Origin of the sequence: Shewanella chilikensis, from assembly GCF_002836945.1 — a bacterium.
Lineage (GTDB): Bacteria > Pseudomonadota > Gammaproteobacteria > Enterobacterales > Shewanellaceae > Shewanella > Shewanella chilikensis.
The window spans coordinates 1-26,173 of record NZ_NIJM01000038.1; the positions used below are offsets into that span (position 1 = coordinate 1).

20 protein-coding genes and 3 tRNA genes are annotated in these 26,173 nt (G+C 51.4%); 9 read left to right on the plus strand and 14 right to left on the minus strand.

The window, feature by feature from the left end:
* Nucleotides 1-92: 92 nt before the first annotated feature.
* Complete coding sequence (locus tag CX651_RS14060; protein ID WP_101056552.1) at nt 93-1,475, minus strand: Na+/H+ antiporter NhaC family protein; 1,383 nt, start codon at nt 1,473-1,475, stop codon at nt 93-95.
* A 575-nt stretch (nt 1,476-2,050) separates the two neighbouring features.
* On the opposite strand from CX651_RS14060, the gene CX651_RS14065 reads away from it, so the two are divergent.
* From CX651_RS14065 to CX651_RS14075, 3 genes are all read left to right on the plus strand, one after another.
* Nucleotides 2,051-3,265 (plus strand): pyridoxal phosphate-dependent aminotransferase, encoded by a 1,215-nt coding sequence (locus tag CX651_RS14065; protein WP_101056553.1) that lies wholly within the window; start codon nt 2,051-2,053, stop codon nt 3,263-3,265.
* A gap of 109 nt (nt 3,266-3,374) precedes the next feature.
* Nucleotides 3,375-3,962 carry a 5'-deoxynucleotidase gene (gene yfbR, locus CX651_RS14070; protein WP_101056554.1) on the plus strand — a complete coding sequence of 196 codons (588 nt, stop codon included), beginning with the start codon at nt 3,375-3,377 and terminating at the stop codon, nt 3,960-3,962.
* A gap of 11 nt (nt 3,963-3,973) precedes the next feature.
* Nucleotides 3,974-5,308: an anti-phage deoxyguanosine triphosphatase gene (locus tag CX651_RS14075; protein WP_101056555.1), complete on the plus strand. Its 1,335-nt coding sequence runs from the start codon at nt 3,974-3,976 to the stop codon at nt 5,306-5,308.
* A 408-nt stretch (nt 5,309-5,716) separates the two neighbouring features.
* On the opposite strand, the gene CX651_RS14080 is transcribed toward CX651_RS14075, so the two are convergent.
* The 4 genes from CX651_RS14080 to CX651_RS14095 all read right to left on the minus strand — a co-directional run bounded on the left by CX651_RS14080 (nt 5,717) and on the right by CX651_RS14095 (nt 8,049).
* A tRNA-Leu gene (locus CX651_RS14080) sits at nt 5,717-5,803 on the minus strand.
* A gap of 41 nt (nt 5,804-5,844) precedes the next feature.
* Nucleotides 5,845-5,918 (minus strand) — tRNA-Cys (locus CX651_RS14085).
* A 20-nt stretch (nt 5,919-5,938) separates the two neighbouring features.
* Nucleotides 5,939-6,014: transfer RNA gene (locus CX651_RS14090), tRNA-Gly, on the minus strand.
* Nucleotides 6,015-6,606: 592 nt separating this feature from the next.
* Nucleotides 6,607-8,049 (minus strand): glyceraldehyde-3-phosphate dehydrogenase, encoded by a 1,443-nt coding sequence (locus CX651_RS14095; protein ID WP_039032918.1) that lies wholly within the window; start codon nt 8,047-8,049, stop codon nt 6,607-6,609.
* A gap of 193 nt (nt 8,050-8,242) precedes the next feature.
* Here CX651_RS14095 and CX651_RS14100 point away from each other — a divergent pair, with 193 nt between their 5' ends.
* The 4 genes from CX651_RS14100 to CX651_RS14115 all read left to right on the plus strand — a co-directional run bounded on the left by CX651_RS14100 (nt 8,243) and on the right by CX651_RS14115 (nt 13,381).
* On the plus strand, nt 8,243-9,187 hold the full coding sequence (locus tag CX651_RS14100) for a DUF2989 domain-containing protein (protein ID WP_308427930.1): 945 nt from the start codon (nt 8,243-8,245) through the stop codon (nt 9,185-9,187).
* 211 nt (nt 9,188-9,398) lie between these two features.
* Entirely contained in the window at nt 9,399-10,409 is a 1,011-nt protein-coding gene (gene gap, locus CX651_RS14105; protein ID WP_101056556.1) for a type I glyceraldehyde-3-phosphate dehydrogenase, read from the plus strand.
* Nucleotides 10,410-10,748: 339 nt separating this feature from the next.
* A complete protein-coding gene (locus CX651_RS14110) occupies nt 10,749-12,299 on the plus strand; it encodes a YjjI family glycine radical enzyme (protein ID WP_101056557.1) in 1,551 nt (516 codons plus the stop codon).
* 11 nt (nt 12,300-12,310) lie between these two features.
* Complete coding sequence (locus CX651_RS14115; RefSeq protein ID WP_308427931.1) at nt 12,311-13,381, plus strand: YjjW family glycine radical enzyme activase; 1,071 nt, start codon at nt 12,311-12,313, stop codon at nt 13,379-13,381.
* On the opposite strand, the gene CX651_RS14120 is transcribed toward CX651_RS14115, so the two are convergent.
* Together CX651_RS14120 and pssA are read right to left on the minus strand one after the other, a co-directional pair.
* A complete protein-coding gene (locus tag CX651_RS14120) occupies nt 13,368-14,303 on the minus strand; it encodes a LysR family transcriptional regulator (protein ID WP_101056558.1) in 936 nt (311 codons plus the stop codon). The genes CX651_RS14115 and CX651_RS14120 overlap by 14 nt on opposite strands.
* 120 nt (nt 14,304-14,423) lie before the next feature.
* Nucleotides 14,424-15,737 (minus strand): CDP-diacylglycerol--serine O-phosphatidyltransferase, encoded by a 1,314-nt coding sequence (gene pssA, locus CX651_RS14125; RefSeq protein WP_101056559.1) that lies wholly within the window; start codon nt 15,735-15,737, stop codon nt 14,424-14,426.
* 348 nt (nt 15,738-16,085) lie between these two features.
* Between pssA and CX651_RS19990 the strand changes: the two genes are divergently transcribed.
* The gene (locus CX651_RS19990) at nt 16,086-16,250 is read left to right on the plus strand and encodes a hypothetical protein (RefSeq protein ID WP_100143596.1); all 165 of its coding nucleotides are present in this window, start codon (nt 16,086-16,088) and stop codon (nt 16,248-16,250) included.
* A gap of 51 nt (nt 16,251-16,301) precedes the next feature.
* A complete protein-coding gene (dacB, locus tag CX651_RS14130) occupies nt 16,302-17,840 on the plus strand; it encodes a D-alanyl-D-alanine carboxypeptidase/D-alanyl-D-alanine endopeptidase (RefSeq protein ID WP_101056560.1) in 1,539 nt (512 codons plus the stop codon).
* Nucleotides 17,841-17,945: 105 nt separating this feature from the next.
* Here dacB and CX651_RS14135 read toward each other — a convergent pair whose 3' ends face one another.
* From CX651_RS14135 to CX651_RS14165, 7 genes are all read right to left on the minus strand, one after another.
* Nucleotides 17,946-19,715 carry an acyl-CoA dehydrogenase family protein gene (locus tag CX651_RS14135; protein ID WP_101056561.1) on the minus strand — a complete coding sequence of 590 codons (1,770 nt, stop codon included), beginning with the start codon at nt 19,713-19,715 and terminating at the stop codon, nt 17,946-17,948.
* 254 nt (nt 19,716-19,969) lie between these two features.
* Entirely contained in the window at nt 19,970-20,704 is a 735-nt protein-coding gene (gene bluB, locus CX651_RS14140) for a 5,6-dimethylbenzimidazole synthase (protein WP_101056562.1), read from the minus strand.
* Between the two features lie 174 nt (nt 20,705-20,878).
* Entirely contained in the window at nt 20,879-22,867 is a 1,989-nt protein-coding gene (locus CX651_RS14145) for a cation:proton antiporter domain-containing protein (protein WP_101056563.1), read from the minus strand.
* 336 nt (nt 22,868-23,203) lie between these two features.
* Nucleotides 23,204-24,208 (minus strand): Holliday junction branch migration DNA helicase RuvB, encoded by a 1,005-nt coding sequence (gene ruvB, locus CX651_RS14150; RefSeq protein ID WP_025009694.1) that lies wholly within the window; start codon nt 24,206-24,208, stop codon nt 23,204-23,206.
* A 35-nt stretch (nt 24,209-24,243) separates the two neighbouring features.
* Nucleotides 24,244-24,861 (minus strand): Holliday junction branch migration protein RuvA, encoded by a 618-nt coding sequence (gene ruvA / locus CX651_RS14155; protein WP_101056564.1) that lies wholly within the window; start codon nt 24,859-24,861, stop codon nt 24,244-24,246.
* Nucleotides 24,858-25,379 carry a crossover junction endodeoxyribonuclease RuvC gene (ruvC, locus tag CX651_RS14160; protein WP_025889772.1) on the minus strand — a complete coding sequence of 174 codons (522 nt, stop codon included), beginning with the start codon at nt 25,377-25,379 and terminating at the stop codon, nt 24,858-24,860. Before ruvC ends, ruvA begins: the two co-directional genes overlap by 4 nt.
* Nucleotides 25,380-25,390: 11 nt before the next feature.
* Complete coding sequence (locus CX651_RS14165) at nt 25,391-26,137, minus strand: YebC/PmpR family DNA-binding transcriptional regulator (RefSeq protein WP_039032909.1); 747 nt, start codon at nt 26,135-26,137, stop codon at nt 25,391-25,393.
* Nucleotides 26,138-26,173: the final 36 nt, after the last annotated feature.

A 26,173-nucleotide genomic window follows, 5' to 3' on the forward strand; every position in this document is an offset into this window, starting at 1 on the left:
CCGATTGTCTCTCATCAGAAGGATCGGTCAACCGATCCTTATCTGATCTACATTGAGGACATACCCGGGGATTTTAGGTCCCTAGTTAAGGCTCAAGCCACTATGATAAAACCAACAAAAGTCAGTGCCGCTGCGATTAAAGCATAAGGCAGTTGAGTGACTGCGTGACTTACCAGGTTACAGCCGGAGCCTTGCGCCGCAAGGACGGTGGAATCTGAGTAGAAACACGCCTGACTACCAAAGGATGAAGCAGACAACAAAGCACCTATCACCAAGGGGATATCAGCACCAACAGATTGCGCCAGCGGCATTACAATAGGAATGGTTACCGCAAAGATTCCCCAACTGGAACCTGTGGCAAAGGCCAGAATCGCCATGGCTACAAACACCACTGCTGGCAAGAGCTTAGGTGTCATAAAGGGACTCAGGGAGTCAATGACATACTGGGGCAGCAGCAGTTGGTCGCAAACATCCTTGAATACAAAGGCGGCGATAACAGTGCCTATGGCCGGTAGCATGCTCTTGAAACCATCGATCATCTGATCCATCATCTCGGACAAGGGCATCAAACGCTGCACCGCGTAATATGGCAAGGTAATTACCAAGGTTGCCAACAAGCCTTTCCATACATCGATATCGAAGTAGACGGTAAAGCCAACCAACAGCAAAATAGGTATCAGGAAATTGTGTAATTGTCCTTGTTTATCGGCCTGCTCAAACTCCTCCTCCATCGCACGCACGGCATATTCATCCAAGGTCTGGACTTCATCAAAATTTGTTTGCTCTTTAGCCGGACTACCGGCCGCCGCAGCAAGCTGTGCTTTTTTCATTGGCCCTATAGCCGGAACTATGCCGAGAATAACCAACAGCACCATAGCAACCGCCAACCAGGCGTAAAACATATAAGGGATCGCCTGCATATAGATTTGGATCCCCTCACCTTCGGCGGCCACACCGTTGTTGACCAAAAGCCCGCCAAAAAATACTGCCCAAGTGGATAGCGGCACCAACACGCACACTGGCGCAGCGGTAGAGTCGACCACATAGGCAAGCATCTCACGGGAGATCTTGAACCTGTCGGTGACCCGCTTCATGGTTTCGCCGACCGTGAGTGCATTCAGGTAATCATCAATGAAGATAACCAGGCCGAGTACAAAGGTCATCAGCAGAGATGAGCGTGGCCCCTTGGCGAGTTTGAGCGCTTTACGGCCAAAGGCCAAGGCGCCGCCGGTGCGCACCAATAAGGCAATCAGGGCACCGAAACTGCCACACACCAGGATTAACCAACCTATGGTCTCATCGGCCATCACTTTGAGTGAAATATCAGCGAAGTTATTCAGTACCTGGCTGGGATCCAAAAGTAGCAGACCACTGACAGCGCCTATGATCAATGCCAGGATGGGACGACGCAGCCAAATGGCCAGCACCAATACAACAATGGGGGGAACAAGACTTAACGCTGTCGGCTCAGACATGCACTTAGGTCCTCAAAAAGATGGCCTTACGGCCCTATAAAGTCATGTGGGGCGTTTAAGACACCGCCAAAACAACTGCTTTATTTACGGCTTTCCGCCAGACGGACAGTAACAACTGGTCGCTTTTGTTGGAGCCTTGCTAAAAACATCGCGCAGAAAATAATGCTCAACTGCTTATGAGTCAACCATAATCTGAGTCAGTCAGCGCAAATTTTGACCTTACAGGCAATTATCGAAAAATTTCTATATGATTCAATAGCTTTTACATGCACATTTTAAGCGCTTTTAGCGTTATTGACATATAAGCATTCAGTTAAACTGCCTTTTTATTTTAAATAATATCGAATCAGTTTTGTGTTAATCACCAGTTTCTTGATGATTATGTAGTTTTAAATGCTGATTCATAACCAGAATATGGCTATATCATCTATTATTTGGTGTGTTATTTGCCATTAAAAGATAAAGATTCTGTTAAAAGCGAAAAAATATGACTCCCCCCCCCTTTCTAAGATGCTTTAAATTAGGTATCGTGCCGAAGGTTAAACTCTTTCATATCAGCCAGTTTCGAGGTAGTAATGCGGCCAATCATCAAATCCAATAAGCTCGACAGTGTTTGTTACGATATTCGAGGACCGGTACATAAAGAAGCACGTCGATTGGAAGATGAAGGCCATCGTATTCTTAAGCTCAATATAGGTAACCCGGCCCCCTTTGGCTTTGAAGCCCCGGAAGAAATAGTTCGTGACGTGATCCTCAACCTGCCATCGGCCCAAGGGTATTGTGAGTCCAAAGGTTTGTTCTCTGCCCGCAAGGCGATTGTGCAGCATTACCAGTCCCAGGGGATCTTCGGTGTCGATATCGAAGATATCTATATAGGTAATGGCGTTTCCGAATTGATTGTGATGGCCATGCAGGGGCTACTCAATACCGATGATGAGGTGTTGGTTCCCTCCCCTGACTATCCACTGTGGACCGCGGCGGTTAACCTGGCCGGCGGCAAGGCACGCCATTATCGCTGCGATGAATCAGCCGACTGGTTTCCCGATCTTGAGGATATCAAGAGCAAGATTGGCCCAAGAACCCGAGGTATAGTGATCATCAACCCCAACAATCCAACCGGTGCCGTATACAGCCGTGAGCTGTTGTTGGAGATTGTTGAACTGTGCCGGCAACACTCCATCATACTGTTTGCCGATGAGATCTATGACAAAATTCTTTACGATGGCGCTGTGCATATCCCGGCCTGTAGTCTGTCGGATGATATTCTCACCGTGACGTTTAATGGCCTTTCCAAAGCCTATAGAGCCGCCGGTTTCCGGGTCGGTTGGATGATGCTGTCCGGTAATCTCAAAGCAGCGCACAGCTATATTGAGGGGCTGGAGATGCTCTCCTCTATGCGTCTTTGCGCCAATGTGCCCAATCAGCATGCGATTCAAACCGCGTTGGGCGGTTATCAAAGTATCAATGAGCTTACCGCCATCGATGGTCGCCTGACCCAGCAGCGGGATATCTGTTATGAGCTGCTCAATCAAATTCCCGGTGTGAGTGTGGTGAAACCCAAGGGCGCCATGTATGCATTTCCCCGTCTCGACAGCAAGCGTTTCGGCCTCAGGGACGATGAGCGCCTGGTGCTGGATCTACTGAAAGAGAAGAAAATTCTCTTGGTACAGGGCACGGCTTTTAACTGGCCGGAGCCGGATCACCTGCGAGTGGTGTTCCTGCCTCATAAGGAAGACTTACAGCGGGCCCTGCTCGCCTTCGGTGACTTCCTCGAGTACTACCGTCAATAACACAATGCCAGCCGCCCGTCGAGGCGGCTTTTTTATCCTCGCCCGGCACTGACAGCCTTTAACCACTGAGGTAAAGTAAGAGAAACGCGCAAAAACTTAGGGAAGTTGTATGAGTCACCTTTTTGCCCACCTGGCCAGGATGAAGTTAATTCAGCGTTGGCCTTTAATGTATAACGTCCGCACCGAGAATGTGCAGGAACACTCATTGCAGGTTGCCATGGTGGCCCATGCGCTGGCCATCATCAGTAACCGTAAGTTCAATGGCCAATATTCGCCCGATCGCGCCGCCACCCTGGCTATCTTTCACGATGCCGGCGAAATACTTACTGGCGATCTGCCCACCCCGGTCAAATACTTCAATGCCGAGATAGAGGCCGAATACAAGAAGATTGAAGCCATAGCCGAAGCCAGGCTGCTGGAGATGGTGCCTGAAGAGTTTCGTGACGATTACCGAGCGCTGTTTATCAGTGATAGCGCCGAGCTCAGCCATCGCAAGTTGGTCAAGTCTGCCGATACTCTGTGCGCTTATCTTAAGTGTCTCGAAGAAAAGCGTGCCGGAAACAACGAGTTCAACAGTGCCCGCAAGCGACTCGAAACCATGCTGGATGCCAACCCAGACCCGGCGGTGGCGTATTTTCGCGAACATTTCATTCCCAGTTTCACCCTGGATCTGGATGAAATCAATCAACTGCTCTAGCAGGAGAGATTATGAGCCAAGCCCACTGGCAAACCAGGCGCGAGCCCAATAACAGTCAGCGCCGAGACGATAATCGCAGTCCCTATCAGAGAGACAGAGCCAGAATTCTGCACTCCGCCGCCTTTCGGCGCTTACAGGCCAAGACTCAGGTGCTTGGAGTGGGCATGAACGACTTTTACCGCACCCGCCTGACCCACTCTCTGGAAGTCTCACAAATAGGTACGGGCATAGCCGCCCAGTTGAAGCAGCGCTATCCCGAAATGGCCTTTTTACTCAACTCCATGAGTCTGCTCGAAGCCCTGTGCCTGGCCCATGATATCGGCCACCCACCCTACGGCCATGGTGGCGAGGTGGCACTCAACTACATGATGCGTGAGCACGGCGGCTTTGAAGGCAATGGCCAGACCTTCAGAATCCTTACCCGGCTTGAACCCTATACCGAACACTTTGGCATGAACCTGACCCGCCGCACCCTACTCGGTGTACTCAAATACCCGGCGCCGGTACGCACACTGAAAGTGGATAGACCCCAGCCAGAATTGAATCACTATCGTCAGCTAAGGCCGAGCCAATGGCCACCTGTCAAAGGGGTTTTCGATGACGATGAAGCTATCCTCGATTGGGTACTTGAGCCGCTGGACAGTAAAGACAAGCAAAGCTTTCTCAGCCATTATAGTCCGGGCGATGGGCTGCACCGCCGTACCCGTTACAAGTCATTCGACTGCACTATTATGGAGCTGGCTGATGATATCGCCTATGCGGTGCACGATCTCGAAGATGCCATAGTGATGGGAATTGTCACCGGCTCCAATTGGCAAGAGGATATGCATGCCCCGCTGCAAGCCATTGAAGATGAGTGGATCCAAAGCCAACTCGGAAATATTGAGCTCAAGCTGTTTTCCCGCAAACATCACTTGCGCAAGGATGCCATTGGGACTCTGGTAAATGCGCTGGTCACCGCCATCAGAATCGACCAGACCCCGGACTTTGCCGAACCCTTGCTCAGGTTTAACGCCAAGTTGGAACCGGCCTTTGCTGAGCTATTGGAGCTACTGAAGCAGTTTGTCCTTAAATATGTGGTGCGTAAGCCCGAGATCCAGATGCTGGAGTACAAGGGGCAGCAGATAGTGATGGAGCTGTTTGAAGCCTTTGCCTCGGATCCTCTGAGACTCCTGCCCCACAATACCCAATCACGCTGGCAACAGGCCAACAATAAAGGCGAAAACAGTCACAGAGTAATAGCAGATTATATCTCAGGTATGACTGATGAGTTTGCCGCCAGGTTACATCAACAACTGTTTAGCCCAAAGGGCGGTGCCATCATAGACTTGAGCCAGAATTATTGACCTCAGCATACAAGTGCCGATCAGTTAATAAGGGGCCAAAAAAGTTAAACTGTTAAAGGGACCCCATTCATTTATTTCACATGAGTGAGATGCTATTTACACAGGCTTTGCCATATCGTTGTAAAGGGGCGCCAATAACCCGAGCTCATCAAGGCAGGTATATAATAGCTGTTATTTTTTGATGATTTATACCAAGGGGAACATGGCGATAGTTTTACCATCATGAATCACTACATGATTGACCATGACCAACCACTATAGATGGCTGTATAGCTGCGCTGCTGCCTTTTACCTTGATGTATGAAAAAAGAGGTTACTTTTGTTGGGTAGCCATCTTAGAAAATATTCGGAATGCTAGCTGTGAAAATAAAAAAGAGGCCGCAAAATTGCTTGGCCTCTTTTTTAATATGGTACCCGAGGACGGACTTGAACCGTCACGCTGTTACCAGCGAGGGATTTTAAATCCCTTGTGTCTACCGATTCCACCACTCGGGCAAATTGTGCGACAAGGAGTATATCTCATCGTCGCTGAAGAGTGGAGGCGCGACCCGGAGTCGAACCGAGATCGACGGATTTGCAATCCGCAGCATAGCCATTCTGCCATCGCGCCCCAAGCCGTAAGGCTGGGATTGGAGCGACATATCGGGTTCGAACCGATGACCTGTACCTTGGCAAGGTACCGCTCTACCAACTGAGCTAATGTCGCATCACTTGCTTGCTTCATCATCCAAGCTGACGATCAACAAAGGTACCGACCTTCTGTTTTATCAACTGAGCCAATGTCGCATCACTTGTTTGCTTCATCATCCAAGCTGACGATCAACAAAGGTACCGACCTTCTGTTTTATCAACTGAGCCAATGTCGCATCACTTGTTTGCTTCATCATCCAAGCTGACGATCAACAAAGGTACCGACCTTCTGTTTTATCAACTGAGTTAATGTCACATACCAGTTCCGCTATTCAAGCGGAAGCCAGAGTCTTATCCCCTGACTGCGGAATGGCATTCTACCGATTTAAGGGCGGGAGTCAATCGGCAAATAGGCATTTTTATGTCAAAACCGCTTGAATGCTGGCAATTTACTCAACCGGGAGCAGTTTCCAATCAAAATGATTAAAATGCAATCCGATTCAGTAGCTTGTCGACTCCCTTCCCTATCAAATGGCATCTTAAAAGTCGTTGTACAACGCCGCTATAAAAACACTTCCCAAACGGCCCCTGGTGAATCCAATAATATCCAGGCCTGGATATAACAAGGCCCGGTACTCAGACCGGGCCTTGGCTATTAAGAGTCGGAATTAATCTTCAGACAGCGGCAGAGACAAGTAGTTAAGACCTAACATCTTCTGCATTACACCCACCACCTGGCAGCTGTAACCAAACTCGTTGTCATACCATACATAGAGGATGGCACGTTTGCCATCGGCGATGGTGGCTTGAGAGTCGACCACACCAGCGTAGCGTGAGCCGACCAGGTCACAAGAAACGATTTCCGTAGACTCGGTGAAGTCCACCTGGTTTTGCAGCTCTGAATGCAGCGCGATATCACGCAGATAAGCGTTCATATCTTCTTTGCTGGTTTCAGCATTCAGGTTCAGACTGATGATGGCCATGGACACATTCGGAGTCGGTACCCGAATTGCGTTACCTGTCAGCTTACCGGAAAGTACCGGCAGCGCCTTGGCAACCGCTTTGGCGGCTCCGGTTTCAGTGATCACCATGTTCAGCGGTGCACTGCGGCCGCGACGATCGGCTTTGTGGTAGTTGTCAATCAGGTTCTGGTCATTGGTATAAGAGTGGATGGTTTCCACGTGACCATTTTCGATACCGTACTTGTCATTAACGGCCTTCAGTACAGGCGTAATGGCGTTGGTGGTACAGCTGGCGGCAGAAACAATAACATCTTCCGGCAGAATATCGCTGTCATTAACACCAAAGACTATGTTCTTGATACTGCCTTTGGCAGGTGCAGTGAGCAGAACTTTTGACGCACCTGGGCTCTTAAGGTGCAGACCCAAACCGTCTTCATCTTTCCAGATACCTGTGTTATCGACCACCAAGGCATCGGTAATACCGTACTTGGTGTAATCCACTTCATCGGGTGAGTTGGCGTAAATCACCTGAATATAAGTACCGTTGGCGATGATGGCATTGTTCTCTTCATCCACCTCGACAGAGCCGTTAAAAGGTCCGTGTACTGAATCACGGCGCAGCAGGCTGGCACGTTTTTCCAGGTCACCCTTACGGCCACCGCGCAGAACAATAGCGCGCAGGCGTAGCTTGTTGCTGCGGCCGGTTTTTTCAATCAACAAACGGGCCAGCAGACGACCGATACGACCAAAACCGTAGAGAACGACGTTGCGTGGCTCAACTTCATCTTTGCTTTCAATGGCACTGGCCAGCTCGCGGCTCATATAAGCCTCAATTTCGCTGCCATCGGTATGGTTACGCCAGTACTTAACGGCCAGTTTACCTATATCCACTTTGCACTGTTTGACATCCAGTTTGCTCAGGGCTTCTACGAAGGGGAAGCTCTCACGCAGGCGCAGCTTGTCGCCCACATGGCGACGAACCAGACGATGGGCCTTGATAATATCGATGGTGGAGGCGATCAGCAGGGGTTTACCATAAACCACCACTTCTACGCCCTGATTGCGATACAACTTGCCCAACAGGGGCTGCATGGCCTCTGCCAGTTCGAAGCGTTCTTGCCAACTTTGTAGGTGTTTATCAGCGCTCATTTACAGATCCTTTATCTCACTTTTCCACTTAAATTAACGGGAAAGGTTTGAGTAACAAAAAGAAAAGACCAATAATCATATTTATGACAGCTAACCTGCCCCTCTTTGGTCGGCGCTATTGTAATGAAAACTGCAGCTTCAAGCTAGTAGCAGATTTTCGCTAAATCTCTAATTAAATTACAGATTTAACCATGTGGAGCGTATTTTGACGCGTAATCTAGTAATAATTACATCATTTATCCTTATAGCTTGGGTTAGTGGCTGTGATAACAGCGGTAACCCTGCCACTATTTGTAAGAATAATCCTGAACTTTGTGACGATTTGCATAAGGATAGCTGGTGCCGACGGGAAAAAAACAGTCTGATTATTCAGCGCTACCAGGTAAAAACCACATCGGAACCCTCAGGCAAGCAAATTTATCACTTGCTCGTTAACTTGGAAAATTACAACCGCTGCGTGGGGCTTGCGTCAGGAGTACAACATATTCTCAATCCAGAGCGCACCAATGACAGGGCCAGAGCCTATGGCTTGAGTGCGCAAAGTCTGTCTGAATTGCAAGCCTCCACCAAGGGCAGCAATGACATCTATATAGCCTTCTATCACTGGGCTCATTTGGGTGATGATGCGGCGCTCAAGATACTGCTGGAGGCGGAACAACAGCAACAGATAGATTCGCCCGAGATCCTTGCCGGGCTCGCGGGCTATTATCTCAAGTTTGATGCCATCAAAGCGAAACAACTCTATCTTAAAGTGTTTTCAAAAAGTACAGATAAGAACTTCGACTCCGATTGGTTGTTGGGGCTGGCAAGTGCTTCCCGGCAGTTGCAGGATATGGAGCAGGCCTATCTGCTCTCGAGAGCCAATTTGCTTTTGACCGACAACCCGGTCGATGAGGCCCAGCTCAAGGCCATGATAGGCAACAACAGTCAGTTAAGTACACACTTGGATGAACAGGCAAGCAATTTGGCCGAGGCTCTGAAAACTGGGAATTATCTTGAGAGTGACTGGCCCAAACGCCTGCAAGGTAATGCGGGGAAACAAGTTGATACTGAGGCGGGAGCAGCACAAGCCGCAAATAGTAAAACCACTGATAGCAGCAAGCTTGAGAAAAGCGCCGAAGCGGCCAAACAAAACTGATGATGTACTCTCCGGGCGGCAAATTACTTGCCAGTTTGTAATTTACGCCTGTCGGTCGCACAATTAAAGCATTGTTTCGCGACCGCTGTAATAAAAACACCTAATTTGTTAACGGAATAGCCAGTTGCAGCGTGATTTAACTTGACGACCCGCGACATTTTTGTAATTTTACTACCAATTACTGTTTTTACATTCACCAGAGGGATATGAGATGACTATCCGCGTAGCAATTAACGGTTATGGCCGTATCGGACGCAATGTTCTGCGAGCTCTATACGAGAGCGAGAAAGACTATCCAATTAAAATCGTTGCCATCAACGATCTCGGAGACGCTTCCATCAATGCTCACCTGACCAAGTATGACTCTGTTCATGGCCGCTTCAACGCCAAAGTCGAACACGACGATGAAGCTATTTATGTCAACGGCGACAAGATCCCAACCTTCCAGGAACGCGATCCATCCAAGCTGCCATGGGCCGAGCTGCAGGTAGACGTAGTCTTCGAATGTACCGGTATTTTCACTTCCAAAGAAGCGGTACAACCGCACCTGGATGCAGGCGCCAAGAAGGTTATCATCTCAGCTCCCGGCAAGAATGTTGATGCCACCGTGGTATACGGGGTTAACAACCAGGAAATCACCAAAGAGATGACTGTTATCTCCAATGCTTCCTGTACCACTAACTGTCTGGCGCCTGTGGCCAAGCCGTTGAATGATGCCATCGGCATTGAGTCCGGCCTGATGACTACGATTCACGCCTACACCAATGACCAGCGTCTGTCTGATGTGTATCACAGCGATATGCGTCGTGCCCGCGCCGCGGCACTGTCGATGATCCCGACCAAAACAGGCGCAGCGGCGGCTGTTGGTTTGGTTGTACCAGAGCTTCAGGGCAAGTTCGACGGCCTGGCGGTTAGGGTTCCGACAGTCAACGTGTCTCTGGTTGATCTGTCCTTTATCGCTTCCCGCGACACCACAGTGGAGGAAGTTAACGCCATTATAGAAGCGGCAGCCAAGACTTCACCCATGAACGAAGTGCTGGCGGTAAACAAGGAACCTCTGGTTTCCATCGACTTCAACCACAACGCCTTCTCATCCAACTTCGACGCCACCCAGACTCGCGTCAAGGGACGTCTGGTGAAAGTCATGGCCTGGTATGACAACGAGTGGGGTTTCAGCAACCGTATGCTGGACAACGCCGTTGCCTTGATGACAGCCAAGTAATCCGAATTCAAAGCCAAACGCCTGCCAAGTGCAGGCGTTTTTTATGCCAGTTGTATACTGTCCTGCCAAGGCTTAGGTCTTTCTCAAGCGACCATGACCCGTTTTTATCCGTCCCTCAGCAGTGCTTTCACCCTATATCTCCCAGCTTCTTCATTGTCCTTGCAATATTTGATGTAAAGCAGCGGATTTCCATTTTAGATAAGCGCTCTCAAGCACATTTCACTTCCGGAAAATAAAGTCCCTACTTAGACTCAGGTTAAAAGCCATTTCAATTATTATGTTTGAAAGCCAATTCGGCCATTGCGCCGGTTAGCGCCTTTCCTTTAACGGAGTCTCACTATGGACAATCAATTTCTCAGTCTTATTACCGATCCCTTGCTTGACCCCAAGCAAAAGACCCTGGCGCTGGCCGGTGCTGCCGATGCCAGTATTCCCTATCTTCCGCGCAGTGAAGCACTGACCCAAGCCATGGATAAAGGCGTTATCTGCGATATGTTTGAGGGCCATGCCCCATTCAAACCCAGATATGTTTTGCCCGATTACCAACGTTTTCTCGAGCAAGGCTCCGAGTATCTGGAGTTGACACCGGCCGAAGATCTGGATGATGCCCTGATGAAGCTGATGGTGCTGTATCACCATGTACCGTCAGTCACCAATATCCCGGTGTTTCTCGGCTATCTCGATAGTTTATTGTTGCCTTACTGCCAGGATGTCAGAGATGACGCCTTGTATCAGAAACTGAAACGCTTCTGGATCCAGTTGGATCGCACCCTGCCAGACGCCTTTATGCACGCCAACATAGGCCCAGAGGACAACCGTGTCTGCCGCACTATTTTGCGCATTGATGCCGAGCTCAAGCAGGTGGCCCCCAATCTAACCTTTATGTATGACCCCAAGCGCACGCCCAAAGCGCTGCTGCGACTGGCGACAGACAATATCATTGCCTGCAGTAAACCTCACATAGGCAACTGGCCGATACATGCCCAAACCTTTGCTTGTGCTCCCGGTGAGGCGCCAAATCAAACGTTTGGCATTGTCAGCTGTTATAACGCGCTCCCCACCCGAGGCGGCGCCAATACGCTGGTCAGACTTAACCTCAAAGCCGTCGCCGAAGAAGCCGGTACCCTGGAGGAAATGCTCGAGCGCACCCTGCCACATTACTGCAACCTGATGTATGAACTGATTGAGCTACGCTGTGAGTTTTTACACCATAGGTCCCATTTCTTCGACTCTTTCCTGGTAAAAGAAGGCCTCATTGACGAATCCCGCTTTGCGCCCATGTTCGGCGTTTATGCCATGGCCGAAGCCGTCAATCATCTGCAGCAGCTGGCTGGAATGAGTGGCGAATATGGTCACAGCGAGCAGGCCAATGCGCTCGGTTTAGCCATTACCCGCGCGCTCAGTGATAGAGTAACCACGACCCAAGTCAGTTTCGGCTTTAATGGCCGCGCCTTACTTCATGCCCAGGGGGGACTTTCCATCGACAAAGGCACCACTCCGGGAGTCAGAATCGCCTACGGCCACGAGCCGGATCCTGTCACTCATGTGTTGGCGCTGGCGCCGCAACACGCTTTCTATCCTTCCGGGATCAGCGAGATCCTGACTCTGGATGAAACCATCAAGGCCAATCCTGAAGCCCTGCTTGAGCTGTGTATCGGCGCGCTGGATACCGGCTTTCGTGAATTTACCGCCAATACCGCCGATACCGATCTGGTGCGCATCACAGGTTATATGGTGAAAAAGTCGCAGATCGCCAGTTACCGGCAACAAGGTTCACGTACCAACACCACCTTCCTGGGCACAGAGGCCAGTGAAACCACGGCCGTGACCCAAAGGGCACCGCGGGTAGTGAGCGCCGAGTTCCATGCCGCCGGCAAGTCCCAGGTGTAAGGGCGTAAGCTATGAAGAGTGCAGCCCCGGGAGTGTTTGATAGCCCGTTCAATCATTCTGAGCTTAATCGCTATAAACTGAATGGGTGTGAGTCGCATAGCCGTGAGTTAAGTCGCGGCGATACCGATGCTTCGGCATTGGCTATGGACTCCGAGGTTGCCAGTGCCGAAGTCGCCAGGGTACTGCCCTTCTCGACCGTAGATGGCCCGGGCAATCGCATGGTGTTTTTCCTTCAGGGTTGCAATTTTCGCTGCCCGGGTTGCCATAATCCGGAAACCATCACTCTGTGTAATGCCTGCCAAGAGTGTATTGCGCACTGCCCGGCAGGTGCCTTGAGCCTTAAATCAACTGCGACTGACACTCAAGCAGTTCCCAATAGCAAGGCGTCTCTCAGGCTTGCCTGGGATAGTACAAGCTGCATCGGCTGCGACACCTGTCTCGATGTTTGCCCTTCGAGCAGCCAGCCCAAGACCCAACGCCTGTCAGTCGGAAAAGCGTTGGCGCTGATTAAAAGGCAGAAAGCTTTTATCCGCGGTATCACCTTGAGTGGTGGAGAGGCCAGCTTGCAGCTGAAGTTCGTCAGTAACCTGTTTAAGGCCATTAAACAAAGCCCAGAGCTCAAACACCTGACTTGCCTTTTGGATACCAATGGCAGCCTGGGAGCAAGTGGTTGGCAACGTCTGCTTCCTTGGCTTGATGGCGCCATGGTTGACCTGAAAGCCTGGGATGAGCCGGCTCACCGACGACTGACAGGCCGTGGCAATATCAAGGTTAAGCAGAGCCTGCAACTGCTGGCCGAAGCAGGGAAACTGGCGGAAGTCAGGCTACTGGAAGTCCCCGGAACGAGTGATTATTGGCAGCACTTTAACGCTTTGGTGTCGTTTTTGCTCGACTTGCAACGCCGGCAAGCGCTGAAGGGGGAGCCGATGCGGCTACGCCTAAACGGTTACAATCATCATGGTGTCAAAGGCGAGGCCTTGCTCTGGCCCAAGGCAAGCCAACAGCAGATTGATGACCTGGCCAAGGCGCTCAGCCGTGCCGGCATAGCCAATATCAGTCTGCCACCGGTTAACCTAGGCTGATGGACTGCTTAAAGCCACTGAGTAGGGTCGCTTTTAGCCATTGCAGCGCCGGATCCCGGCTGCCACTTTGATGATGCACCATGCTATAGCCCACCTTGCCATAAGCAAATGGCAATGGCTTAACCACCATGCCGCTTGCCTGCGCCGCCATTGAAGCCCACAGCGCCGAGCAGGTAAACAGCAAGTCCGTGTGGCGGCAGAGACTGGCGGCGGCGCCGAAGTCGGCGACTTCCATCGCCAGAACTCGCCTGCGGCTCAATTGTGCCAATGACTGCTCGAAAAAGGGTTGCTGCAGATCGGCGTCCAAAATGCCCACATGGGCGAAGCTCATATAGGCATCCAGCGTCAGCTCTTTTGCCGCCAGCGGGTGCTCGGCTCGCATCAGACAACACATCTCGTCCTCGGCCAAGCGCTCCCAAATCAGTTCGTTGCGGCCAGTCGGCGGTTGTCCCAAGTCGTGAGGCAGAACCAACAAGTCCACCCGTCCTTCACACAGGGATTGAAACCCCGTGCTCTCTTTGGCATGCACTGCCAGTGTCATTCCCGGCGCCTGCTGCTGCACACGGGCGATAGCGCTCGCAAGCAGTTCGAAGCTGCTTTCCCTCAGCGCTAAATTCATCCGCCCTTGAAATCTTTCCGGGCGAAAGCCCTCTTCGGTAAACAGGTTATCCATCTCTCTGAGCATGGCGCTGATAACCGGCCCGAGTCGTTTGGCCTTGGCCGTCGGCAACAGCTGGTTACCCTGACGGTAGAAGAGCTCGTCGTCAAGGCAATCCCTGAGCTGGGAGAGTATTTTGCTGACCGCCGAAGGGCTCAAACACAGCCGCGTGGCCGCCTGGGTGACGCTTTGCTCTTCAAGCAGCTGTCTGAGCACCAGAAGATGACGGAAATTGATGCGGGATAAGCGGACGATATCACTCATTCTGGCTGTGCTTAACCTTGACTGGATTTAACCTTGACTGAATAAGCCAAGGTTAAACCATAACTGAATGAAGTTCTGCAATCATGCTCTCATTCGGCCAAGCGCTTGAGAAAAGCGCTATCAGAGAATACGCCGCAGCAGAAAGTCGGCCTTGAGTCTGCGAATGCGGTTCATGATTTTCTTTACCGGCTTGGGGTAACTCTGCAAGGTATCTATCTGGCTGTAATGATACAAACGCTGGCTGTGCAGCAGCAGATGTTGCTGCTCTTTGACAAAAGACTCGGCCAGCTCTTGTTTGTCATCATGCAGCAGCAAACCATTTTCCAGATCCAGAGCCCAGGCCCGCGGATTCAGATTGCTGCCGGTGAGCAGGTGTTTGCGACTATCCATGCTCACCCCTTTGAGGTGATAACTGTTGTTGTCATGCTTCCACAGATGGATATTGAGTAGTCCTTGATCCACCGCCCATTGCTGGCGTTTGACAAATTTACGCAGCGACTGCTCATAGAGGTACGGCAAGGCACCTATGGTGGAAAAATCCTGCTCCGGCGGGATATAAAAGTCATTGGCCGTCTTATCACCCACCAGAATATCCAGACGCTTGCCGTTGCGCAGGTGTTTAACCAACGCCCGCACCAAAGCATAGGGCGGGTTAAAATAGGGAGTGCAGATAAAGAGTGATTCCTTGGACTCTTCCACCATGGCGAGTACCGCCTTGTTGAGCGGATTACGTTTGCGTCCAAGGCCCAAAAGCGGCGTGACCCGCAATCCCTCTTTAACACCCTTAAATTGATAGCTTGCCGCCGACAGTCGCTGTTTAAAGCTTCGGACATCAATTTTTTCCGGCAGTACTTCCTCTTCTTCCGGACAGCTTAGGCAACTGACCGCTTTGTCGCTCAAAATGGCACTGTCAATCATCTCTCGCATGCTGGCAGCCAACTCGGCCGATTCCAGTAAGTGATAGCGATCGAAACGATATCTGTCTTTCTGCTGCAAATAGATATTATTGAGGCTGGCGCCACTGTATATCACGGCATCATCGACAATAAAGCCCTTGAGGTGCAACACTCCCATAAATTCGCGGGATTTCACCGGTACACCATATATATTGAAACGCTGCTGTGCTTGTGCCATCACCTGACGGTACATCAGGTTGTTGCCGCCATCACCCTTGTGGCCAATAAGGCCGCGGCGGGCACGGTGAAAATCCACCAACACCTTGATTTCGAGTTCGGGTCTGGCTGCTTTGGCCGCCAGCAGTTCGGCAAGAATTTCGCGTCCGGCCTCATCGTCTTCCAGATAGAGTGCCGCAATATAGATGGCCTCTTTGGCGTTACGGATCCGCTCAATCAAGGTCTGTTTGAAGTTACTTGGGGTCAGCAGCCAGTGCAATGCATCCGGCGCTATGGCAATTCCACCCAGCTTATCCAGCAAGGTATCCTCCTGTCACTGTATGTTCCGGCAATCCACTCGCTCCCTGTGTTTCCCGGCAAAATGTCCTTCCCCTGTGATGGCGTAATCAATAAAGATCCGCGGCGGGGCGAATAAGGCAATAGAAATTACCCACTTGTCTTCGCTCGGGCAAGCCTTTTCTAGTCAACAGTCGCTATTGGTTCACGATTTCGGCGCAATTTGTATCAAAAGCGGTGATTACGACACCACGCCATGAGTAAAACCGACCCAGATCACGCTTTTGTGATGGCAGCCCTGTTATCACAGCATTAGCCTTATACACTAAGATGCCCTTAACTCCTCACTCACTGAACTCAAACCTGGATGGCAATGAACAAACAATTCTGGTTGACGCTTATCGGCACCTTGCTCGCGGCCTGGGCCCTGTTTCACTTCAAAACCTATCTCGGCCCTTTGGTACTGCCGCTGTTTATCGGTTTGGTATTGATAGTCACACTTAAACTCTATGCTCTGATGGACAAGGACGACAGCTGAGGCTCTGCAGGTTATACTCTCAAAAGCATTCACGGAACCGGAGGCTTTTCCATGCCACAGCTGTCCCTGCAGGGCTTGGCACGTCCACTGTTATTATTGAGCGCCATGGCGCTGCCTTCCCCTTTGAAGGCCGATAATACCTCCCTTGATGATCTTTTGAATCTGATTACCCCGGCTTCATCGCAAACTGCCGTCTGGATAGAAGATCTGCAAAGCGGCGAGCAACTGCTGAGCCACAACAGCGAAACCCTGATGATCCCGGCCAGTACCCAAAAGCTGCTGACCGCGGTAACAGCCACCGAACTGCTGGGAGGAGAATTTCGCTATCACACCAGCATTCTCAGCACAGGTTCCCCCCAAAATGGCGTGCTTAAAGGCGATCTCTATCTGCTGTTCAGTGGCGATCCTACCTTAAAGCGCCAGGATCTGATGGAACTGATCAAGCGTGTCACCGAAGCGGGTATCAACCAGGTGCAGGGCAATCTTATCTTGATAGGAGAAACCCATGAACAGCTCAGAGCACCCGGTTGGGTATGGGATGATTTGGGGATCTGTTACGCGGCCCCCGTCTCTAGCTATGTGATTAACCAAAACTGTGTCCATGGCAAACTCGAGCCCACACTCGCCTCGGATAAAGCCAAAATTTCCGCACCGATTTATCTGCCGGTCAAGCTAACCACCAACGCCATCTTCGACAAGGGCCACAAGCAGGGCTTTTGCGAACTGCAACTTGCTAGATTACCCGGTAACCACTTTCATTTCAGTGGCTGTTTCCCAGGTGCTCAGGTATTACCGCTGGCGCTGGCGGTCAACGACCCCGGCCAATATGCCATCGACAGCGTCGCCGGCATCATCAAGGGCAAGCTCAATATCAAAGGCAAGATACTGACTTCCAATCAGCTGCCTGCCAGCTCAAGGGTGGTGGCCAGTCACGCCTCAGATGCCCTGCCCGAGCTTTTGGAAACCATGCTGCTGGAATCCGACAACCTGATTGCCGACAGTCTGCTTAAACAGCTGGGTAAACACTATTATGGTGATGGCGCCAGTTTCAGTGCTGGTGCCAAGGCCATCAGGGAAGTGCTGGCGGAAAAAGGCATAGTGCTGGAAAGAGCCCAGTTGATAGATGGTTCAGGCCTATCTCGCTACAACCTACTCAATGCCCGGCAGTTGGCGCAGTTGCTGCGATTGATTGCCGATACCCCGGATTACCAGTGGTTGATGCACAAGCTGCCGGTTTCCGGCCACAGCGGCACCTTGAAGTACCGTAAGCATTATGCCAACAAACCGCTCAAGGGCAGAGTCTGGGCCAAAACAGGCAGCATGCAGGGTGTGGTGAATCTGGCCGGTTATGTTACCGATGACAGTGACAAGCAAGTGCCCAGATACCTGTTTGTGGTGCTGGAAAATGGTTTGAGCCCCCAGAGTAAGGAACTTGAAGCCGCGCCCTTTGCCACACTTTTGCTGCAAGGGCTGACAGATTACCGTGCAAACAGCCACGCAGAAGGCCAATTGGCGGCAAAAGAGCAAGACAAGCCCAAACCAACACAGCAGGAAAAAGCGCAGACAGAGCTTAATGTCAGCGCCCGTTAGTAGAGCAACGTCAAAGCTTGTACTTAGATAAAAACGGCAATAAAGCCATAAGAAAAGAGCCGCTTATAGCGGCTCTTTCGATTCAGCTTGAATACTTCTGTATTATCAGAACAGCTCGGGCGCAAGGGCCATCACACTATCATCACCACCGGCCAGCTGACTCAAGTGGAAATCGGCCTTGGCCAACAACTTGGCAAAGTAGAACTCCTTCAGTTGGCTCTTGACCTCGGCAAAGCCTGGTTCGAGCGCATCGGTTGCAGCGAGTGCCTTATCGGCCATCAACAGCCACAGGTAACCGTAGAGTATGTAACCAAAGGCATCCAAGGCTTCAACCGCCAAGGCGTTAATGAGCGCAGGCTTAGCGCCTTTTTGCTCGTTAATAGCGGCAATCGCACTGGCAAACTGGTCGAAAAGGCTTTCAACGCGCTGTTTCTGCTCATTTGATACTTGTTCAAAAGTCGCCATATCGGCCTTGATATCGGCGATAAACTCATTCAGGGTCGCCAGGCGGTCACCAGTGAGCTTACGCCCCAAAAAGTCGATGGCCTGAATACCATTAGTGCCTTCATAAATCTGGGCGATACGGGTATCACGCACTAACTGCTCTATGCCGGTCTCTCGAATATAGCCGTGACCACCGAATACCTGCTGCGCCAATATGGTGGCATCCAGACCGCGATCGGTCAGGAACGCCTTAGCGACCGGAGTCAAGAGACCCACATAACAACTGGCTTTGGCTTTAACCGCTCCATCTTCAGCAAACTTGGCCAGATCCAGCTGTTTACCTGTGAGCATGGCCAAGGCCCTGCCCGCTTCTGTCATGGCGCGGATATTCAGCAGCATGCGCCGCACGTCGCCGTGTACCAAAATAGGATCTGAATCGCTGCCGGTTGGTGAGCCGCCGGCAGCGACGCCCTGGAGGCGCTCTTTGGCATAATCGGCCGCCATCTGATAAGCACCTTGAGCACTGCCAAGCCCCTGAATACCGATAGACAGACGTTCGTAGTTCATCATGGTGAACATGCACACCAGGCCACGGTTGGGCTCGCCGATAAGATAACCCTCGGCATCATCGAAATTCATCACACAAGTCGCCGAGCCCTTAAGGCCCATCTTGTGCTCTATGGCGCCGACAGTTACACCGTTGGCCTCGCCCAAACTGCCGTCATCGGCCACCTTAAGCTTAGGAACCAGGAACAGCGAGATGCCCTTACTGCCGCTGATCTTGGCCAGCACCAGGTGAACCAGGTTCTCGGTCAAGTCCTGATCGCCACCTGTGATGAAAATTTTTGAACCACTGATAAGGAAACTGCCACTGTCGGTCGGTTCGGCGCGAGTGCGGATATTACGCAAGTCCGAACCAGCCTGAGGCTCTGTCATATCCATGGCCCCAGCCCATTCACCGGAGTAGAGTTTAGGCAGATATTTAGCCTTGAGCTCCTCACTGCCGTGAGCGTGAATACACAGTGCAGCGCCTGAAGTCAGAGCGCTGTAAAGTGTAAAGGCGTTACAGGCGCTATAACCCATTTCATCGACCATAACACCGAGCATTTTCGGCATGCCCATACCACCCAGCTCAGGATCGCCGCACAGCCCTACCCAACCACCTGCTGCAAACTCGGCATAGGCCTCTTTGTAGCCATCGGGTGTAATCACCTTACCAGCCTCGAAACTGACTCCTTGCTCATCCCCATTGCGGTTTATAGGATGGATAAGGTCGCGACACAGTTTAGCTCCTTCTTCAAGGATAGCGCCGGCAGTATCAAGATCGACCATATCGGCCATTGCCGGTAATGAAGACCAGGTTTGTTCGGCATCAAAAACATGTTCAAGCAAGAAGCGCATGTCGGTTAACGGGGCTTGGTAGGGATTCATCTAAAGACTCTTAAACGTTGAATTTAAACACTTGTTTCAATCTAACTCAGTTAGCGCAGTAATACAATGCGCCAAAGGTAGAATTACCGAGGCGATATCCACAGAAATGAGGGTTTTATGGGTATAAACATATTCTGATTATCAAGTGCAACTCCCAAACCCAAAGCGGATATCACCTGCCGTTTTCTATCGGGCCACTCCACAGCCTCTCTTCAAGTATTGACAATCAAAACAGTCAGATAGAGTTTTGGGATCTATTCATATCCCTTTTCATGAAGATATTCTGCCAAAAGTTGCTCTGTTTGTTGCTGCTGGGTCGCTTGCCAGCCATCTTCGTGTATCGCCAAGGCTAAGGGACGCCTCGGCAACCAACCTTTACGTTCAAGCTCTGGGGTATCACTAAAGGCACTTACACGACCCAAACACAGATAGGCGATAATTCTTATCTGCTCCGGGATCCCCAAGGTCTCACGCAGCACTTCATCGTCGAGAATACTGACCCACCCCACCCCAAGACCTTCTGCTCTGGCAGCAAGCCACAGATTTTGCACGGCACAAACCGCACTGTAGTTGTCCATTTCCGGTTTGATGGTGCGCCCCAGCACCACTGGCCCAGTGCGGCTTGGATCGCAAGTTACGCAGATCCCCAAAGGTGCTTCAACAATACCTTCTAGTTTTAGTCGTTGATAATGGCGTCGTCTTTCACCATTGAACTGCTCGGCAGAACGCGCATTGGCGGCGTCAAACCCTTCTTTAATTGCCTGACGCTTGGCGTTACTGCGTACCAAAATAAAGTCCCAAGGTTGCATAAAGCCGACGCTGGGCGCATGGTGCGCGGCATCCAAGATCCGCTGTAAACTATCCTCGGCAACCGGTTTTGACAAAAATTGGCTACGTACGTCACGACGAGCAAATATCGCCTTATAGAGGGCTTCTCTTTCTTGCAGAGAAAACGCCTGTGCTTCGGAGGAAACGGTAAAATCAGACATGGTTCACCTCTTTGATGACTGCTGTGCCAGGACTATAGCAGGCATTTTACTGATTGGGCCAATCCGAGGTTCCGGGAATTGATGCCATATCACCAAGCACTTTATAAAAAAATACCGGGTCGTTTGAACGATCCGGTATTTTCAATATTTTTCAGGGCAAAGGTTCATGTTTTATCAGACACTTACTTCTCCACGACCTTGTTTATTGTCCGTGCCGCCGGCTTTTCCATCTTCATTGCCCTTCTTGTCTTGCTCGTCCGATGCAGTTAATACGGCTTGCTGCTCTTTGGCTTCCAGCTCCTTGGCCTTTTGCTCGGCTTCAGCCCTTGCCTGTTTAAGGGTTTCTTCAGCTTCCTTGAGTGCTGAAGCTTCTGCCATCGCTTCTTTAGGGATCAGGCTGATAAGTTCAATTCCCGTTGGCAAGTCTGTCGTGTTACCGGTCAACATAGTGACCTTACCGTTTTTCAAATACATCAGTGGTACTACAGTTTCACCATAACGACGGTAAAAATCTTTGTAGCCAAAGCTTTCTGTCAGGTTAGTGCTCTTAAGCACCCCGCCCTTGGACATCAAACTGGCCAGTTTGGCGTAGGAGACAGTTTCACCGAATAGGCACATACGCTTCAAATAGGACTCAGACAATTGATGGCGGGCACTGGTACCATTGCTTTCCGTGTTACTGAGACCATAAACCTTCTTCTGCCCGAGTATGTCCTGAAAATGGAAATAGACCAAAGGATTAAGCTGACGATAAGGAGAGAGGATTAGCACCTTGCCGATACCGGTCAAATCCAGATAAGTGTCGGCATGTTCGGAAGCAGGATTACCGAAGTAAACCGGGATATTATCCATTCGTGCCAAACGAATATTATCCCAGTTACTGTCGGCAAGGATCACCTTGATATCCTTACCCTTGAGCACCTTGGCCAGCTCCCGGGAAAACTTGGAAGCGCCAAAGATCAGCAGGCCGCGGGCAGAGCCTGCCTGCACCCCAAGAATACTAGCCCAGCGTCTGGCGGTGAGCGACTGGATCACAACTGTGCCTATGATGATCAAGAATACCAGCGGCACTATAGTTTCAGCGCCGGGCACTTCCATCTTCTCCAGCTTGATGGCAAACAGTGATGACACAGCCGCCGCTACAATCCCTCTTGGTGCCACCCAGCTCAAGAACCACTTTTCAGCGCTGCTAAGAGACGTTCCTATGCCCGAGATCCAGATGCTCAAAGGCCTAGCCACCAAGAGCACCACAGCCAGTACTCCAAGACCGCCCAGACCAAGGTCGAGCATGGCAGATGAGTCCAACCTGGCCGCCAGCAAAATAAACAGCGCCGAGATAAGCAGTACCGTTAGTGTCTCTTTAAACTCGAGAATATCGGCAATATCCACGCCGCGCATATTGGCCAGCCAAATCCCCATTACGGTTACTGTCAACAGGCCGGACTCTTCCTGCAATAGGTTTGAACCGACAAAGACCCCGAGCATTATGGTCAGCACTGCCGTGTTGGTGAGATAGTGGGGCAAGAGGTTGCTTCTCAACATCCGACCAACAAGATAACCGGCCAGAGCCCCCAGGCCCAGGCCTATCCCCAACATGGAACCAAGCGCCAGCAGTACATGAGCCGTCTGCCCGGCACTGACAGTAATATACTCAAACACTAATACCGCCAGCATGGCGCCTATCGGATCTATGACTATACCCTCCCAGCGCAGAATGCTCGCCAACTGAGACTTGGGCTTAACAGTTCGGAGCATGGGCACTATCACAGTCGGGCCGGTAACCACTACCAAGGCACCAAACAGCAGCGCCAGCGGCCAGTCAAAGTTCAGCAAGAAATGCGCCGCCGAGGCGATACAGCCCCAGGTGATCAGCGCCCCCACAGACACTAAATGCGTCACCATCCGGCCATGATCTTTGATCTCCTTGAAGTTGAGTGTCAACGCCCCCTCAAACAGAATGACCGCCACCCCGAGGGAAATTATCGGGAACAACAGATCGCCGAAAATCGCGTCGGGATTAAGTAAACCCAGCCCTGGCCCCAGTAATAAACCACACAATAGCAGCGGCAATATCGCCGGCAGACGCATCCGCCAGCCAATCCACTGACACGCCAGAGACAAGACTCCTATCAACGCCAGCATGGCGGTGATTTTTTCAACCATAAGTGAATCCTTTTGTTTGGGGCGCCCCGAAAGCCGTTTTACCATCAGCCCAGTAAAAGCCGCATTATGAGCATATATGAGTTAACGAAATATGTACCAGCTTTGAATATCAATGATTTTTCAAAACCCGGTTGTACAAGAATAAAATCTGATAAGAACTGGAAGATGCACATAATATTAAGCAAAGTGCTTTTCCAAAGGAAGTTGAGACAGCTGCAACACTAAAGTTTTTAATACAATAAGTTAACTATCACAGTTCAGTTTGCCAAGATGCAGGATTTACCCATTTTGCGTAACTAGACAGGGAAAAGTTGTTAAGACCTTTCCCTTTTCTGGCTATTCCGGCTTTATCATCTCAAAATGGCTGTAGGCCCTGGCAGTGGCTATCCTGCCCCTGGGAGTACGCTGGATAAAACCTTGCTGGATAAGAAATGGCTCCAGCACATCTTCTATGGTTTCCCGCTCTTCGCCTATGGCCGCCGCCAAGTTGTCGAGCCCCACTGGCCCCCCCATAAACTTGTCGATGATCGCCAGCAGCAACTTGCGGTCCATGTAATCGAAGCCTTCGCCGTCCACATCCAGCATATCCAGCGCTTGCTCGGCCACCAACTTGGTGATCCGGCCATCGTGTTTCACCTCGGCAAAATCACGCACCCGTCTGAGCAGGCGGTTGGCGATCCGCGGGGTTCCGCGGGCTCGGCGGGCAATTTCCCTGGCGCCGTCAGAGTCCATCTGCAGTTCCAACATGTTGGCAGAGCGGGCAACTATGGTGCTGAGGTCGTCCACATTGTAAAACTCAAGTCGCAGCGGGATCCCGAAACGAGCCCTTAACGGCGAAGTGAGCGCACCGGCGCGGGTGGTGGCTCCCACCAGGGTAAATGGCGGCAAGTCCAGTTTGATGGAACGGGCCGCCGGGCCCTCGCCTATCATGATATCCAGTTGATAGTCTTCCATCGCCGGATAGAGAATTTCTTCCACCACTGGGCTGAGACGGTGAATTTCATCGATAAACAGGACATCGCCCGGCTCGAGATTGGTCAGCAATGCCGCTAGATCGCCGGCTTTTTCCAGCACAGGCCCCGAGGTGGACTTGATATTCACCCCCATCTCATTGGCCACTATCATTGCCAAGGTGGTCTTGCCAAGCCCAGGCGGGCCGTAGATCAACATGTGATCCAAGGCTTCCTGGCGGTTTTTGGCGGCTTGAATAAACACCTTGAGCTGAGCGCGTGCCTCATTCTGACCTGTGTACTCGTCCAGCAACTTGGGACGCATCGCCCGATCGATAAGCTCCTCCTGAGGAGAGCTTTGGGGTTGGATCAGTCTGTCGGCCTCTATCATGCCTTTACCTTCATTCCTCAGTTATCCGCTCCATGTTACAGCATGGATTTGAGTGCGGCTTTGATCAGGGTTTCTGAATCTATGCCTTCAACAAAGGCGCTGGAAACCGCTTTGCTGGCCTGGGCGGGTTTATAACCCAAAGAGAGCAAGGCTGCAATGGCATCTTCTTCAGCGCTGTTGGGCGCTTCTGCCGGGGTAAAGTTGGACTTGAGCACAAACTCACGTTCATTGCCGTTGGAGGCTTCCATCAGGCTCTTGAGCTTATCGCGCATCTCAACCAATAAACGCTCGGCGGTCTTCTTGCCCACCCCAGGCAGTTTGACCAAGGTGGCGATATCGTCGCGCTCGACACAGCTGACAAATTCCTGCGCCGTCAGCCCCGACAGTATGGTCAGCGCCAACTTGGGGCCGACACCATTGGCCTTGATAAGTAATCTGAACAGGGCTCTTTCCTGCTTGGTAATAAAACCATACAGCAGCTGAGCATCTTCACGCACCACAAAGTGGGTATAGAGAGTGGTGCTCTGTTGCAGTTCCGGCAGTTCATAAAAGCTGGTCAGCGGCATCTGCAGTTCATAGCCCACTCCATGCACATCCAACAACACTTCCGGAGCTTGCTTTTCCAGCAATATTCCCTGTAAACGCCCTATCATCTGTATCTTCCATAGCTGCGGGCCGTTGCCCGGCCGCCAAGGGCAACCAGACTCTGGCAAGTATGATAATGACACACGGCCACGGCGAGCGCATCTGCCGCATCCGCCTGCGGGGCGGACGGCAGTTTGAGCAGCTGCTGGATCATGTGTTGTACCTGAGTTTTCTGGGCCCTGCCCGTCCCGACCACGGCGCTTTTGATCTGGGTTGCCGTGTATTCAGCCACCGGTAAATTCGCCACTGTGGCCGCCACTATGGCCGCGCCTCTGGCCTGGCCCAATTTCAGCGCCGAATCGGCATTTTTGGCCAAAAACACTTTCTCAATGGCAAACTGCTCCGGCTGATATTGGCGGATAATCTCCGACAGGCCGTCGAATATCTGTTTGAGACGGGAGGGAAGGTCCTCGCAGCTGGTGCGAATGCAACCGCTGCCGAGGTAAATCTGGTGTCTTCCCTGACACTGGATCACGCCGTAGCCAGTGATCCGCGAGCCTGGGTCAACACCCAAAATAATCGCCATAGTCCGCCTTATCAGCCGAGGCGTTCCATCACATCATCGGCAATTTCCGCGTTGTGATAAACTTCCTGAACGTCGTCGTGATCTTCCAGTGTGTCGATAAGACGCAGGAACTTGGCGGCGGTATCTTCATCCAGATCGGCCTTGGTCGATGGCACCATGGTCACTTCGGCATTCACCGCTTCAACCCCAATGGCATCCAGCGCATCTTTCACCGCACCGAAATCGGCAGGTGCAGTGTAAACATCCACTGAGCCGTCATCATTGCTGACCACATCCTCGGCGCCGGCTTCCAGCGCGGCTTCCATGATGGCATCTTCATCAACGCCCTCTTCGTAGCTGATAACGCCCTGCTTGGTGAACAGATACGCCACTGAGCCGTCTGTCCCCAGGTTGCCACCGGACTTATTGAAGGCGTTACGTACGCCGGTCACAGTGCGGTTGCGGTTGTCTGTCATGCACTCGACCATAACGGCGGTGCCGCCTGGGCCATAACCTTCATAAACTACGGTTTCCAGCGCCTGGCCGTCGAGCTCACCGGCACCGCGCTTAACCGCACGATCGACTGTGTCACGGGTCATGTTGTTGGACAGCGCTTTGTCGATAGCGGCACGTAAACGGGGGTTAGAGTCCGGATCTGAGCCACCTTCGCGGGCTGATACTGTCAGCTCGCGGATAAGTTTGGTGAACAGTTTACCGCGCTTGGCATCCTGAGCGGCCTTGCGGTGTTTGATGTTGGCCCATTTACTATGACCTGCCATAGGTATATCTCCTCTCAATACCGGTTTAAATTCAAA

What these genes read in the sequence shown, in the direction of transcription:
- CX651_RS14060 (WP_101056552.1), bottom strand. Translation starts at nt 1,475, where the DNA reads ATGTCTGAGCCGACAGCGTTAAGTCTTGTTCCCCCCATTGTTGTATTG.
- CX651_RS14065 (WP_101056553.1), top strand. Translation starts at nt 2,051, where the DNA reads ATGCGGCCAATCATCAAATCCAATAAGCTCGACAGTGTTTGTTACGAT.
- yfbR (WP_101056554.1), top strand. Translation starts at nt 3,375, where the DNA reads ATGAGTCACCTTTTTGCCCACCTGGCCAGGATGAAGTTAATTCAGCGT.
- CX651_RS14075 (WP_101056555.1), top strand. Translation starts at nt 3,974, where the DNA reads ATGAGCCAAGCCCACTGGCAAACCAGGCGCGAGCCCAATAACAGTCAG.
- CX651_RS14095 (WP_039032918.1), bottom strand. Translation starts at nt 8,049, where the DNA reads ATGAGCGCTGATAAACACCTACAAAGTTGGCAAGAACGCTTCGAACTG.
- gap (WP_101056556.1), top strand. Translation starts at nt 9,399, where the DNA reads ATGACTATCCGCGTAGCAATTAACGGTTATGGCCGTATCGGACGCAAT.
- CX651_RS14110 (WP_101056557.1), top strand. Translation starts at nt 10,749, where the DNA reads ATGGACAATCAATTTCTCAGTCTTATTACCGATCCCTTGCTTGACCCC.
- CX651_RS14115 (WP_308427931.1), top strand. Translation starts at nt 12,311, where the DNA reads ATGAAGAGTGCAGCCCCGGGAGTGTTTGATAGCCCGTTCAATCATTCT.
- CX651_RS14120 (WP_101056558.1), bottom strand. Translation starts at nt 14,303, where the DNA reads ATGAGTGATATCGTCCGCTTATCCCGCATCAATTTCCGTCATCTTCTG.
- CX651_RS19990 (WP_100143596.1), top strand. Translation starts at nt 16,086, where the DNA reads ATGAACAAACAATTCTGGTTGACGCTTATCGGCACCTTGCTCGCGGCC.
- dacB (WP_101056560.1), top strand. Translation starts at nt 16,302, where the DNA reads ATGCCACAGCTGTCCCTGCAGGGCTTGGCACGTCCACTGTTATTATTG.
- CX651_RS14135 (WP_101056561.1), bottom strand. Translation starts at nt 19,715, where the DNA reads ATGAATCCCTACCAAGCCCCGTTAACCGACATGCGCTTCTTGCTTGAA.
- bluB (WP_101056562.1), bottom strand. Translation starts at nt 20,704, where the DNA reads ATGTCTGATTTTACCGTTTCCTCCGAAGCACAGGCGTTTTCTCTGCAA.
- CX651_RS14145 (WP_101056563.1), bottom strand. Translation starts at nt 22,867, where the DNA reads ATGGTTGAAAAAATCACCGCCATGCTGGCGTTGATAGGAGTCTTGTCT.
- ruvB (WP_025009694.1), bottom strand. Translation starts at nt 24,208, where the DNA reads ATGATAGAGGCCGACAGACTGATCCAACCCCAAAGCTCTCCTCAGGAG.
- ruvA (WP_101056564.1), bottom strand. Translation starts at nt 24,861, where the DNA reads ATGATAGGGCGTTTACAGGGAATATTGCTGGAAAAGCAAGCTCCGGAA.
- ruvC (WP_025889772.1), bottom strand. Translation starts at nt 25,379, where the DNA reads ATGGCGATTATTTTGGGTGTTGACCCAGGCTCGCGGATCACTGGCTAC.
- CX651_RS14165 (WP_039032909.1), bottom strand. Translation starts at nt 26,137, where the DNA reads ATGGCAGGTCATAGTAAATGGGCCAACATCAAACACCGCAAGGCCGCT.